A 14331-nucleotide genomic window follows, 5' to 3' on the forward strand; every position below is an offset into this window, starting at 1 on the left:
AGCAGCCAGATCCGGCGCTGCGCCTGTGTCAGCGGCGCCGGTTCTTGGCTCCGGTCCTGGCCGGCCGGACACGCTCGGCGTGCTCCTCCACCGTGCACGCCGAGTTCGTTACCAGCTCCCGGAGGGCGGCGGTGAACTCGGCGGCAAGCCGCTGCGCGGTACGTGCCCGGAACAGATCGGCGTCGTAGTCGAGGAAGCCGCTGAGGGTGGCGCTCTCGTCAACAAACGACGCCAACAGGTCAAACTTTGCTGATCCTGGGTCGACGGGCAGGTTATGCACGTGCGCGCCCTCAACTTCGAGAGGCGTGACATCACCGTCGTAGAGCGTGACGGCGGCCTGGAAGACGGGATTGCGGCTGCCGACGCGTTCGGGTTTGACCGCGTTGACGACTTCCGGGAAGGACAAGGCGGCGTGGTCGACCACCGTACGAATCTCGTCGCGGGTACGCACCACGAGCTCTTCGAACGTGGGATCGTCCCCCAACTGGCAGCGCAACGCGACCATGTTGGCGAAATTGCCGATCGTGCGCTCGACGCTGGGGTGGTTGCGCCCGGCGGTCACTGCCCCGACAACCATGTCGCGCTGCCTGCCGTAGGAAGCGATCCACACCATGAACGCGGCCACGAGCACGCTGTAGGGAGTCGCGCTGTGCTGGCGGGCCAGGGCGCGAACGGCTTGGCGGTCGGCCTCGGTCAGGGCGATCCGGACGCGGCCGCCCCGGAAACTGCCGAGCGCGGGGCGGGGGAAGTCGCGCGGGAGTTCGATCTCCGGTGGTGCGCCGTCGAGGTGGTCGCGCCAAAAATCCTCGAGTTCGCCGCGCCGCTCGGTACTGAGTAGCCGGCCGGCCCACTCCACGTAGTCAACGGGCTGGACGTCCAGGCTCGGTAGCCGCTCGCCGGCATCCAGCGCCGCGTAGGCCTTGCTCATCTCGGCGGGCAGCAGGCCCGCGGCCGACCAGCCGTCCGCAACGATGTGGTGTAGTACCCAGGCCAGGTAGTGGTCGTCGTCGGCGAGAGTGACCAAAAGTACCCGCACCGGGGAGTCGCGGAAGAGGTCGAACGGGCGCGCGGCCAACTTGGCGATGCGCTCTTGACCGGCCGCCTCCCGCTGATCGGCGGGTAGGTCGGTGAGGTCGGCATGCTCCAACTGGACGGGCCCCGGTGGCAGGATGACCTGCACCGGTTGGCCCTCGCGCGCCGGGAAAACCGTTCGCAGCGCCTCGTGGCAAGCGACCACCTCGGCGAACGCCGCCCGTAGCCGTTTGGCGTCCACCGGGCCTCGGATACGAACGGCTTCGGGAATGTTGTATGCCGCCATGGTCGGCACGAGCTGCTGCAGGTACCACAGATTCGCCTGCACGGGCGACAGCGGCAGCGGTTTGGTGCGGTCGATCGGCACGGGTCCGGTGATCGCGGCGTCATCGATGGGCTCGGCCTGGCCGCGTTTCTCCTCGATGAGCGCGGCCAGGGCGGTGAGGCTACCGGCGCGCACGAAGTCCCGCATCTGAAGCGTGACACCCATGCGTTCCCGAAGCCGCATGATGACGCGCAGAGCCGCGAGAGAATGCCCGCCGATGTTGAAGAAGTTGGCGTCGGCATTGGTTACCGGGGTGCCGAGAATCTCCTCCCACACACGCGCGAGCGGGATCAAGTCCTCTGGCAGCGGCCCGGCGCCGGGCCCGGCATCGTCGAACGATGCGGACGGCAGTGCGGCTAGATCCACCTTTCCCGAGGGGGTACGCGGCAGCGAATCGAGCAGCACGAGCGCGGCCGGCACCATTGTGGTGGGCAACTTGTCGCGGACATGATCGAGCACGGATTCCGGGTCCAGGATCTTGTTGGGTGTGCCCGCGACGACGTACCCGATCAGGGCCTTCTGCCCGGGGGCGCGTTCACGTACGTCGACCACCGCATGTTGGACGCCCGGGTGCCCGCAGAGCGCCCGTTCGATCTCGCCTGGCTCGATCCGCACTCCGTGGACCTTCAACTGGCGGTCGAGGCGCCCCAGGAATTCCACGGTTCCGTCCGCGCGCTGGCGCACTCGGTCACCGGTGCGGTACACCCGCAGGCCCTGCTCGGGCGCGCGTACGTCGCGACGAAAACGTTGAGTTGTGAGGGCCGGCGCACCCAAGTAGCCCAGCGCAACCCCGGCGCCGCCGATCCATAATTCGCCCGGCTGTCCCTCGACGGCCAGGTCGCCTTCGGTGTCGACGATGTAGAGCCGCGCATTGGCGATCGGTCGACCGATCGGTGCCCAGGATGCCTGATCGGTTATGTCGGCGCGCCAGTACAGGGCGTCGATCGCCGTCTCGGTCGGACCGTACAGGTTCACCAGCTGGGCATGGGGGAGGATCTCGGCAAATCGGCGTGCGGTGGCCAGCGATAGCGGCTCGCCACCGCAGAAGACGTACCGAAGGCTCTGGCACTCGCTGAGTCTGGGCTCGTCGAGAAGGACGTCCAACTGCGAGGGGACGATCTGTAGCACGGTGATTTCAAACTGCAGAACATGTTCGACGATGGTCGACGGGTTCCACTCCCGCCGAGCCGCATCCATGAACACCAACCGGGCCCCCGCGACGAGCGGTCCGAACAGTTCCCACAAGAAGATGTCAAAACCGGGGGAAGCGCTCTGCAGAATCGCGTCGTCGGGGCCGAGGTCGAACTCGTCGCGCCGCCAAAGCAGCTGATTTGCGAAGGCACGGTGCGCACCCATCACCGCCTTGGGCCGGCCGGTGGAGCCGGAGGTGAAATTGACGTATGTCGGCGCATCTGGGTCGGTACTCATCGGTGGCACCGCCACCTCGCCGATGTTGTCGACCTCGATCAATTCCGGTGCGTCGGAGGGAAGAATTTCGCGGGTCTCGGCGTCGATGATCACGCACCGGGCGGCGGCATCCGCGAGCATGCCGGCCACCCGGCTGATCGGGTGGGCGGGATTCAATATGAGCAGGACGGCGGCGGCTCGTTGAACGGCCAGAGCCGCCACCGCAACATGAACACTGTTGCTGAGAAACACGCCGACGACGTCGCCGCTGAGCACGCCGAGTTCGGCGAGTCGCCCGGCGAGTGCGTCGGCGTGCTCGCCGAGTTGGGCGTAGGTGATCGACAGGCCCGTGCTTTCGAGCGCGACGGCATCTGGCGTGCGGTCAATCTGGCGATAGACCAGCCCATGCACGGTGTGGTGCCACCCCGGTCGATCCGGGCCGACTATGGGTTCGCCGCGCTGGCCCAGGTCGACCACCGGCGCCAGCAGGTGGTCGACCACCGCCGCCCGCGAGGTCAGATTCTCATCGAGCGTGCCGACCGCCTCGGCGTAGGTGGGCAAGACTTGCTCGAATGCCTCCTCGAGCCTTGCCGAGGCTCCCGCGCGCGCCCGTTCGCTGTGCCAGGCGTCGGCGATGAACGCCATCGCGGCAGAGCCCGGCTCGGCAACCGCCTCGAGAACGGCCCAGACGCACAGCCAGCCAAGATGATAGAAGGCATTGACCGACTCGTCGACGACAAGCTCGTCCACGGCCTCGCGCAGCCTGCTGATCAGGTCCGCGTTGGCGGTGCGCTCGTCAATCCAGTGATAGATGGTGTCGGAGCGGGCTGCCAGTCGTGCCCCCAACTCGGTCAGCAAGGCCTCCGACGGGCCCTCGCCAATGCGCAGGAAGCGCGCGTCGCGAAGCAGACGTGCCACCTGATGGTTCTCGACGTATCCCCGCCAGCCCAGCATTTGGACGGCGTCGTCGGCGGCGCGATAGGCAAATTCCGATGACGCCACTTTGAGTGCCAGCGAAACATCCTGGGGCACCGCGGGATTAGCGGCGATATCGGCCAGCACCGCCTCGATTGCGGTGATCTCCGAAGTAATCCGGCCGATTCGGCGCACTACCACCGGGTCGGCGATGAGTCGGCCGGTGGCAACCTCACGGCGGGATGCGAAGCGATACATGACTTGCGCGCAACGCTTCATCACGCCCGCGGAGATTGCGCCGGTGCAGATCCGCCCGATCAAGAATCCTTCGCCGACGACATCGAGCCCCCGCCGATCTCGCCGAGAATCTGCCAGGGTTCGATCCGGACGCCATCGAAGCGGATGCCACACACTGGCACCGACCGCAGTCCGATGGTGTCCTCGCGGGGCGCGATGGTCACCCCGGGGCTGTCTGCCGCAACCGCCACCGCGGTCAGCGCTGTGCCCTCGTCGACGGTGAACGGGACAACGGTGACCAACAGGCCGGCCCAACCGGCCGCGGTGATGCACGATTTCGTGGCATCGAGAACCCAGCCGTCAGCATCGCGAGTCGCCTTGCTCGCCAACATCCGTGGATTCGAACTCGACACCTCCGGCTCGGTGATGGCCAGTGCTGCAAGAGTCTTGCCGGCGAGCAGTTGATCCAGGTAGCGCCGCCGCAGCTCCTCGTGTCCGTGCCGAAGGACGGCTTGCAGAGCGGCGTGATGCACGGTCAAGACGGCGGCATGGCCCACGTCGGTGCCGGCGGTCCGTTCCACATCCGGCAGCAGGGCCTTGAGATCCACCCGGTCGCCGGGTTCCGTCGATGACACGTGCCCGAAGTGCGCGACGCTGTCAGTGAACTCGGCAAGCTGCGGGTCCAGCGGTGCGGTCGGTCCGACCTGATGACCGTCCACGCGACCCGTTTCGGGATTTTCACCGTCGTCGGAGACGGACGTCTCCGCTCTCACCGTCATGCAAGAACCCTCGGGTAGATCGTGGAGCACCCAATCCGCACACGCCGCAAGGCGTGCTGGACTTGCAAGACGGCGGGAGCCTTTCGATGTGGCACTCGCGAGAATAGTAGGTAGCGCCCGAATATGGGCGTAGATGATGAATATTGCGGAATGTCAATTGATATGCAGCATGTCGTCGTCACAATTCACCCGGTGGTTGCCGACCGCGGCCACACCGCCGCCGTCGACGCCGACCGGATGAATTCAGCCCACTGTCACGAGCCGCATCGCTTTCGTCCATACCCGCAGGTATCCGTTGGCCGGCGGGATTCGGCGCGCTGACGCAGGTAGGCCGTCGCTTTATGCTCCCGCGCGGGTGGGTGTTGGTGCGCTGTAGCGAAATGGAAAGCGGCACGGCGTGATTCGCGCATTCTCGGCACTGATGAATTCGGGGGGGCACCAGGGCTCCGGCGTTGTTGATTAGCAGGCTTGTGAGCTGGGTTGATGATCTTTGGTGCCGCGCTATTGGGGCCGGAGTGTAGGCACGGGCTATCTGGAGAACGATCGAGTTGGTTACTGTTCGTCGTTGGTCTGGAGTTGCCCGTGCCTACCGTTTCAGTATTGCGTGTGTCGTCGGTTCCAGAGGTGTTCGACCGCTGGAGTCCTGGTGAGCGCAGCGAGCTCATCGGATCGGAGTTTCTCGATGTGTTGGCCTCGGTGCCAGACCCGAGGGGCCCACGCGGTCGGAGGTATTCGCTGATGGCTTTGTTGGCGATCGCGGTTCTGGCCACTGCCGCGGGGATGCGCGGCTATGCTGGTTTTGCCACATGGGCGGCCACCGCTCCCGATGATGTGTTGGCCCAATTAGGGGTCCGGTTCCGGCGGCCCAGTGAGAAGACCTTCCGCGCTGTTTTGTCTCGGCTAGACCCCGCCGACCTCAACGCCAGGATGGGCAGTTACTTCACTGCACACGTGGCCAGCAGCGACCCCAGTGGATTGGTGCCGATCGCGTTGGACGGCAAGATGCTGCGTGGTGCTTTACGCGCCAAAGCGACAGCCACGCATCTCGTGTCGGTGTTCGCCCACCGTGCCCGATTGGTGCTCGGTCAACTCGCTGTCGCCGAGAAAAGCAATGAAATTCCCTGCGTACGTGCCCTGCTCACGCTGCTGCCGGGTAGCTTGCGGTGGCTGGTCACCGTGGATGCGATGCATACCCAGGTCGTCACCGCGAAGTTGATCTGCGCCACCTTGAAGTCGCACTACCTGATGATCGTCAAGTCCAACCAAGCCAAAATACTTGCGCGTATCACCGCGCTGCCCTGGGCCGAGGTGCCCGCAGCCGCTACCGACGACTCCCGCGGCCACGGCCGTGTCGAGACCCGCACCCCGCAAATCATCACCGCTGCACGAGGAATCGGCTTCCCCTACGCAAAACAAATCATCCGGATCACTCGTGAACGCTTGATCACCGCCACCGACCAGCGCAGCGTGGAGGTGGTCTATGCCATCTGCAGCCTGCCGTTCGAGCACGCCCGCCCTACCGCGATCATGACCTGGATGCGTCAACACTGGGGAATCGAGAACAGCCTGCACTGGATACGCGACGTCACCTTCGACGAAGACCGTCAAAGGGCACATACCGGAAACGGCGCACAGGTCCTAGCAACGCTACGCAACACCGCGATCAATCTGCACCGCCTCAACGGCGCCGACAACATCGCCGAAGCCTGCCGGATCACCGCTTTGACCGCCAACCGCCGCCTAGACCTCCTCAATCCACAATTCCCCAGCTCACAAGCCTGCTAATCAACAACGCCGGAGCCCTGGGGGGGTCACCAACGCCGCATTGAACCCGTCCGGCGCGTCGGTGATCTCCTTGCCCGCGCCGGACACGTTCTTCGGCATCAAGGCCGTGGCGGCCTGCCGCGGGAGTCAGTTGTGAGCAACTCGGCGGAGCAGGCGCTCGCGTTGGCCCGCGGGGTGATCCGCGCCCGCGCGAGGATAGCGGGCACCGCTCGAATAAATGCCTTGCGGTCAAATTTTTGTTCGGGCATACCATTTCCGCCTGGCCCACGGCAACACAAACCGGACACAAACGGCAGACCCCACAATGGGCAGAGAATCGCTTAGAACGCGCCGACGATGTCGCTGACCACCTCCTGGGCGGTGTCGGCCAGGACGATGACCTCGAAGCCGCCGGCGAGCGCCGCCACGGCCACATCCGCAGCGATCGGATAGCCGATGGCGTTGATCAGGCCGACGGGGTCACCGTTGACGAACTGCTGGATTCCGTCCAGGAACAGGTTGACGTTGTAAGACGGAACAGTGGTCAACACGGTGTTGATGATGTCGGCGGTCGGAAGCAACGCGGCATAGGTGTCGGCGGACACATTCGTGATGGCGTTGGCGATATTCGTGTTGGCCGCCTGGAGGGCGTCGATGAATCCGTTGATCGAGGCATTCGTGACGGTCGGCACGGCCGGCAAGGTCGACGGCACCGGCGAACCGCCGGTCTGCGAAAAGTCCGGCAGCGAAAGGCTGGGCAGTGTCGCCGGAATTGCGCTGATGTCGTTGACGAAGGCGGTCACACCCTGTTGGGTGCCGTTGACCATGGCACCGGCGAAGCCCACCGGGTCGATCGGGGGAGCAGGCCAAACGGTGTGGTTACGTCGGCATACCCGGTCGAGTAACCGTAATTGGGATCGCCATAACCGAGGTTGACCAGATAGGTGAGATTGGGCTCGACCAGATCCGCCAGCGGATTGCCGATCACCGGGATTGCCCGCAGCGGCTCCAGGATTGGCAGGCCCGGGTAGGTGATCATGTAGTAGTTCCCGAGGCCGTTGTTGCCCGGGGAGACCGGCAACTGCACCAGGTTGTAGCCCGCAGGAAGGTTGTTTGGATCCAGATCCGGGTAGTCGCCGTGGACGAATTGGATGCCGGCGAATGCGTTGAGGTCGGCCAACAAATTGAGTGGGTACTGCGGGAAATCGGCGTATCCGTCGTACAGCAGTGTGTACTGATTCAGCTCGTAGCCGGTGTTCGACGGTGTCCCTCCGTAGAAGTCCAGGCCCAGCGCGGGCAGCGACAACCCGGGGAAGCGCGACAGCAGGCCGCCGTTGGGGGCCATCGGATTACCCAGCAGGGTGAAAGCGAGATTGTCGGTGTTCGGGCTGCCGAGTGCTTGCAGATTGCGCATCTCCAGCGAAGAGACGACGGCGCTTTGCGAGTAGCCCAAGACGTTGACGTTGTTGCCCAAGGTGATCAGGCCCTGGGGCCCGAAAAGCGCGTTGTCCAGTATTTGAACGCCGTTGGCCACCGACGTGTTCAGCGGCAGATCCTTGATGGCGGTGAGCGGATACAGCCCCTCAGGTGTGTTCAGCGGCAGCAATTGGGTGGGCATGCCGGGGATGTAGGGGGCGACGTCCTGCAGGTAATCCGGCGGCGGAATCGGCGTGCCGCTGCCGCCCATGATCAACGCGACGAATGGGTCGGCCAGTGCCGCGGGCGCCACCGCCGCACCTCCCGCCGCGACCGTCGAGGCCGCACCTCCGCCGAGCAGTGACTGGATGGGTGTCCTCAGCGCGTTCAGTGCACCAGAGATCGTTGCCGTATTGACCGCTTCGGCCCCCGCGTATGCGGTGCCGGCGGCGGCCAATGTCCGGACGAATTCCTCATGAAATGCGGTCACGTGGCCGATGACGGACTGGTATTCCAGGGCGTACCCGCCGAACAGCTTCGCGGCGGCCGTGGACACCTCGTCGGCGGCGGCGGCAACGAAACTCGTCGTCGGCCCGGCCGCGGCGGCATTGGCCTGTGTCAGCGCCCAACGGATACCTTCCACATCTGCGGCCGCGGAGGTCAACAGCTGCGGCTGCGCCATCATGTACGTCATTGACTGGTTCCCTTCAGATGCAGGGCGTTTCGCTCTGGTCCCGCGCCGGTCGTCGCGCAGCTCGTCATGTTGTCGGGGTAAATCTGTCCGGTCGACCGCATCGTGTGTTTCCCTGTGAGTGTTGCTGCGCGTTGTGCGTCAGATGTGTTGGGCCGGCCCGAACTGGGGTGCCGATGGGCTGCGGCTTGTCGAGTAGCTACCTGGCGGTTGTCCTACCCGGCGAGCGGACCTCTTTTCCGGCCGCGCCGCGACTCGCACCTCGGCCGAAGCGGCCAGGGACAGATTATGGCGCTACCGGGGCCCGCGTCCGGGTTTTGCGTTAACCGGGACGTCATACCTGTGAGATGGGGCGGAAACAATGGCCGGCGAAGTCATGGAGGTGCGTGCCGGTGGGCCGGTGGCCGGCCTCAGGGGATGAGGGAGCCGATGTCTTGCACAGTCGTCTGCGCTGCCGCGGCGATGGTGAGGAATTCGACCGCCCCGCCGATCGTGAGCAACCCCACCGTGGCTGCGATCGGGTACCCGAACGCATCGATGAGGTTGCCTTGCAGGAGTTGGTCGAAGAAAAGTTGGGTGCTGTATAAGGGCAACGTGGTGACAACGGCAAGCCCGATGTCGGCGGTGGGTAGCAGCACCGCGTAGTCGTTTGCGACCACCGCGGTCAAAGTATTCACCACCTGTGCCGGTGACGGCAGCTCTGACAACTTGCCCAGGATGTCGGCCGGGGTTGGCGGCACGATGTCGGGGGTCGGAATCGGTTGTCCGAACATGGCTTGCAGGTCGGCGGTGAAATCTTGGATGCCTTCCTGGGTTCCCGCGGCCAGGGCGTCCACGATGGTGCTCGGGCTGACGTCGGGGAACAAGCCGAACGGCGTGCGCACATCGGCGTAGCTGGTCGAGTAGCCGTAGTTCGGGTCGCCGTAGCCCAGATTGACGATGACCTTCAAGTCCGGCTGGATCAGGTTTGCCAGCGGGTTGCCGATCACCGGAATCGCTCGAAGCGGTTCTAGCAGCGGCAGATTCTCCGTCGGGATCACGTAATAGCTGGTGACGCCCGAGTAGCCCGGCGACGTCGGCAATTCGATCGCGCTGTCGACCTGTGCCGCGGTGAGGTCCAGATATTTGACGTGTACGAAGGGGATGCCCATCACCGCATTGAGGTCGGCGATGAAATTCAGTGGATAGCGTGGGAAGTCGGCGAATCCGTCGTATTCGAGGGTGTAAATCGCGGTTGGGTAAATCGTATCGGAAGGTGTGGCGCCATAGAACGTCAAACCGAGGCTCGGCAGGGATAGATCCGGGAAGCGGGCCAGCATTCCGCCGTTCGGGTTCATCTCGTTGCCGACGAGCACAAAGTTGAGTTGGGATGCGGTCGGTGCGCTTGGCCCCAGGGCGGCGAGTTTTTGCATCTCCAGCGATGCGATTATCGCGCTTTGCGAATAGCCGAACACGGTGACGCTGTTTCCGGGGATGCTGAGCTGCGCCATGATCGCGTTGTCGAGAATGGTCAGGCCCTCCTCCACCGAGGCGTTGAGGGTCAAGCTCTTCACGCCGGTGAGTGGATAAAGCTCTTCCGGTGTATACAGCGGGCGCAAAATATCGGATGAGCGGACGAAAAGATTGTTGGCGGCTTGCACATACGATTCGTCGGGAATCGGAACTCCGGTGGGCCCCAAGAACAATGAGGTGAGGTTTGCCGTGAATGGCGGAATTGTGCTCGCGCTCGATACGGCCGGCGCGGCGCTGGGTATTCCCAGCGCGTCGCGCAGGGCGGCGAGGCTGGCGGCCTCGGTCTGCGCGTAGGCGACCCCCGCGGCGGCCAATGTCTGGGCGAATTCGCTGCGAAACGCCTCGACCTGTGCGAGGACGGCCTGGCACTCCCGGCCATAAACGCTGAACAGGTTGGCGATAGCCCCCGATACCTCGTCGCCGGCGGCCGCCAGCAGACTCGAGGTCGGGCCGGCCGCGGCCGTGCCGGCGGTGCTGATCGCCGATCCAATCCCGTCGATCTCGGTGGCGACCGAGGCCAGCAATTCCGGCTCAGCGAGCAGATACGACATTGGTCTCGTCCTTCCCGACGACCCAAGCTTTCTGGCCTGTTGCTGCCTTGCGAATTGCCGGCAATTCGCAATGGCGGCGGGGCGGTTTCAGTAGCCTAGCGGGAGCGAGAACCCCGGCGTCGCATTTTCGGGAGGAGTCTCGCCCCCGGGCTTTACCGCTGGTAGGCGGCTAGAAGTCGGTGACAATGGCGCCCAAGAGCACCAGGGCTTCAAGGCCGCCCGCCAGTCCGAGCAACGCCGTGTCGGCCGCGATCGGATACCCGATGGCGTTGATCAGTCCGATGGGATCGCCATCGACCGCCTGCTCGATCCCATCCAGAAATAGATTGACGTTGTAGGACGGAACCGTGGTGAGGCCGGCATTGATGATGTCAGCGGTAGGCAGCAGCTTCGCGTAGCTGGTTGCCAGGACGTCGGTGAAAGCGTTGGTGACAGTTGTGTTTGCCGTCTGCAGGGCGTTGATGAAGCCGTCGATTGACATCGGTGCCACCAAGCTGGGCGGCGGTGGCAACGCGATCGACGCCAGCGGATTGGGGATGTCCAGGAACAGGCGCGGGGTGGGTGGTGATGGCTGCGGTGCGACCAAATCGTGTGCGGCACTGTGGAATCCCTGCTGAGTACCGATGACCAGCTGTTGGGCGACCACCTTCGGGTCGACCTCCGGGAACAGGCCGAACGGTGTCTCGATGTTGGCCGGCGCGGTCGAGTAGCCGTACCGGGGATCTCCGTAGCCGAGATTGACGATCGTCGTCAGATCCGGTTGCAGTAGATCTGCCAACGGATTTCCGACTACCGGGATGAACCGCAGCGGTTCCAACAGTGGCAGTCGCTCGGTATGGATCAGGTAATACGAGGTGTTACCGGTGTAATCGGCAGACGTGTCCAATTTGATCAGGTCGCCGGGCGGAAGGGTCTCGGGATTGATCGTCGGGGTATCGGTGTGCACGAACGCTATGCCCGCAATGGCGTTGAGATCCGACACGATGTTGAGCGGGTAGCGCGGGAAGTCGGCGAACCCGTCGTATTCGTGGGTGTAGATCGAGGTCGGATAGATCGTGTCGGCGGGGGTGGAGCCGTAGAAGTCCACGCCCAGACTGGGCAGGGCCAGCCCGGCGAAGCGCGATAGCAGGCCGCCGTTGGGGTTCATCGGGTTGGCCAGCAGTAAGAAGCCGAGTTGGTCGGCGGTCGGAGCGGTGCCGGGCGGCATGGCCGCGAGATTTTGCATCTCCAGAGAAGCGATGATCGCGCTTTGTGAATAGCCGCCGCCGACGACGCTGTTGCCTTCGGCGATCTGACCCAGGATCGCGTTGTGCAGTATCTGGACGCCCTGGCTCACCGATATGGCCAGCGGCAGACTCTTCTCGCCGGTGAGCGGGTAGAGCTGCTCGGGAGTGAACAGTGCCTGACTTGTGGTGACACCGAATTGCGGGGTGATGTAGTTGAAGAAGTCCGCCAAGTAGTCGGGCCCGGGCAACGGGTTCCCGCTGCCGCCCATGACCAACGAAACCGTGGGTCCCGTCAGTGGGGTGGTGGTGATCGAGGCGGACGGCGTGGCCGATGCCGCGGCATTGCCACCTCCCAGCAGCGAATGGGCTTGTGTCCCAAACGCTTCTAATGCGTTGGAGATTGCGGCGACCGACGAAGCCTCGGTCTGGGCATAGGCCAGCCCGGCGGCCGCCACGGTCTGCGTGAACTGCTGATGAAACGCGGCGGCGTGGGCGACGACGGCCTGGTACTGCTGGCCGTAACCGCCGAAGAGGCCGGCAATGGCCGTCGAAACTTCGTCGGCGGCAGCGGACACCAGCCTTGACGTCGGGCCGGCGGCCGCGGCGCTGGCGGCGTCGATCGTCGAACCGATGCCCTCGAGATCCGCGGCCATCGTGGTGATGGTCTCTGGTTCAACGAACACGTACGTCATGGGTTCGTTCGTCCTCCCAACAACCAGGGTTGGCAAGGGTGGCCCAGCTAGCCTAAGTCCGTCTCGCCGGTCTGTCGGGCGTTTGGCGCCGAGCGGCCACTAGAGATACAGACTCTGCAGATCCTGGGCGATCTCGGCCGCGGCTTCCATCACCGCGATGAACTCGATCATGCCGCCCAGCGCGCCCAGCCCGAACGTGGCGGCCAGCGGCAGTTCGATCGCGGCCCGGAGATCACCCTGCGCCAGCTGGCTCAGGAACAGGGTGAGGTTGTAGGCGGGCAGGCTGGTGACGAATCCCAGACCGATGTCCGCGGTCGGCAGCAGAACCGAGTAGCCGGTCGAGACGACAGAGGCAAGCGTGTTGGCGATGTTGATCGGCGTGGCCGGCATCGGCGGCGGCGCGGGCGGCAGCACCGACTGCACGTACGGCGGGAATTCCAGCGGAGCGATCTGGGGTGTGGTGCTCAAAGCGGTCGGCAGGGCGGCGCCAAAGTCGTTGATGCCCTGGTGTGTTCCGGCGACCAGCGCATCGGCGACAACCTGCAGGGAGACGTCCGGGAACAGGCCGAATGGGGTGGGAACGTTTGCCGGGCTCGTTGAGTAGCCGTAGTTCGGGTCGCCGTAGCCGAGGTTGACCAGCACCTTCAAGTCCGGCTGGACCAGGGCGGCCAGCGGCTCTCCGATCACGGGGATCGCGCGCACCGGGTCCAGTAGCGGCAGATTCTCGGTGCGGATCATGTAATAGGTGCCCGTCGTCGGACCTTCGGTCGGCAGCAGCGTGGCCGAGGCGATCTGTTCGGGAGTGAGGTCCGGGTAGGTTCGGTGCACCGTGAGAATGCCGAACACGGCATTGACGTCGGACAGGACGTTGAGCGGGTAGCGCGGGAAGTCGGCGAAGCCGTCGTACTCGAGGGTGTAGGTCGTCGTGTAGTAGGGATTGTCCGGCGTCGCCCCGTAGAACGGCAGACCCAGGCTCGCGACATTGAGACCGGGGATACGCGCCAAGATGCCCCCGTTCGGATTCATCTCGTTGCCGGTCAGGATGAAATTGATCTGGCTGGGGTCGGGGGCATTCGGGCCCAGGGAGATGAAATGCTGCATTTCCAGCGAGGCGATGACCGGGCTTTGGGAATAGCCGAAAACCGTCACATGGTTTCCGGCATTGATTTCGTTCCAGATCGAGATGTCGAGGATTTTCAGGCCCTCTTGTGCCGAGGTCTGGAAGGGCAGGCTCTTGACGCCGGTGATCGGGTACAGCTGTTCGGGGGTGAACAGCGCTTTGGCGATCGCGCCGGGCGCAATGTGCTGAATGTAGAGCGTGTTGACGGCGTCGAGGTAACTGGTCGAAGGAATTGGTGTTCCGGTTCCGCCCATGGCGATCGCGACGTAGTCGTTGAACACGGCCGGCACAGTCGGCGGCGAATTCGGCGAATAAAGTCCAGCGGTCGCTTCTTCTAGCAGGGCGGCGTTGTTGATTTCTTCGGCATTGATGTAGTAATTCGCAACCGTGGCCAGCCGCTGAGCGATCTGCGCGTGAAACGCGGCCAGTTGTGTGCTGATCCCGCCGATATTCGGCGCCGAACGTGCCCAACAGTTGCGCGATGGCGGTCGACACTTCGTCGGCGGCCGCCGACAGGATCGCGGTGGTGGGGCCCGCCGCAGCGGCGGTGGCTTCACTCAGGACCGAACCGATACCCGTCAGCTCAGTAGCCGCCGCCGCTATTGCCGGCGGTTGCGCAACTACGTACGACAACGCGCTGTCCCTCCTGGCAAGCGGGGGCGGT

The 14331-nt window shown here is 64.5% G+C and carries 6 protein-coding genes and 2 pseudogenes; 2 read left to right on the forward strand and 6 right to left on the reverse strand.

The genetic code is table 11. The features are described from left to right. Nucleotides 1–28 precede the first annotated feature (28 nt). Nucleotides 29–4000 (reverse strand): non-ribosomal peptide synthetase, encoded by a 3972-nt coding sequence (locus tag MPSD_RS02320; protein WP_119571695.1) that lies wholly within the window; start codon nt 3998–4000, stop codon nt 29–31. Next, nucleotides 3997–4695, reverse strand: coding sequence for an acyl-CoA dehydrogenase family protein (locus MPSD_RS02325; protein ID WP_020785124.1), 699 nt, complete (start codon nt 4693–4695; stop codon nt 3997–3999). Before MPSD_RS02325 ends, MPSD_RS02320 begins: the two co-directional genes overlap by 4 nt. Before the next feature lie 123 nt (nt 4696–4818). Between MPSD_RS02325 and MPSD_RS27960 the strand changes: the two genes are divergently transcribed. After that, complete coding sequence (locus MPSD_RS27960; protein ID WP_167470889.1) at nt 4819–5016, forward strand: hypothetical protein; 198 nt, start codon at nt 4819–4821, stop codon at nt 5014–5016. Between the two features lie 261 nt (nt 5017–5277). Further along, nucleotides 5278–6480, forward strand: coding sequence for an ISAs1-like element IS2404/ISMul1 family transposase (locus tag MPSD_RS02335; RefSeq protein WP_420811856.1), 1203 nt, complete (start codon nt 5278–5280; stop codon nt 6478–6480). A gap of 320 nt (nt 6481–6800) precedes the next feature. Here the strand turns inward: MPSD_RS02335 and MPSD_RS02340 are convergent. From MPSD_RS02340 to MPSD_RS02355, 4 genes and pseudogenes are all read right to left on the reverse strand, one after another. Further along, nucleotides 6801–8569 (reverse strand): annotated as a pseudogene (locus MPSD_RS02340) (PE-PPE domain-containing protein). A gap of 407 nt (nt 8570–8976) precedes the next feature. Then, nucleotides 8977–10629, reverse strand: a complete 1653-nt coding sequence (locus MPSD_RS02345) for a PE family protein (RefSeq protein ID WP_020785120.1) — start codon at nt 10627–10629, stop codon at nt 8977–8979. Nucleotides 10630–10798: 169 nt separating this feature from the next. Beyond that, complete coding sequence (locus MPSD_RS02350) at nt 10799–12547, reverse strand: PE family protein (protein WP_086085755.1); 1749 nt, start codon at nt 12545–12547, stop codon at nt 10799–10801. A gap of 99 nt (nt 12548–12646) precedes the next feature. Continuing rightward, nucleotides 12647–14300, reverse strand: a pseudogene (locus tag MPSD_RS02355) (PE family protein). Nucleotides 14301–14331 lie beyond the last annotated feature (31 nt).

This window comes from Mycobacterium pseudoshottsii JCM 15466, from assembly GCF_003584745.1.
GTDB lineage: Bacteria > Actinomycetota > Actinomycetes > Mycobacteriales > Mycobacteriaceae > Mycobacterium > Mycobacterium marinum.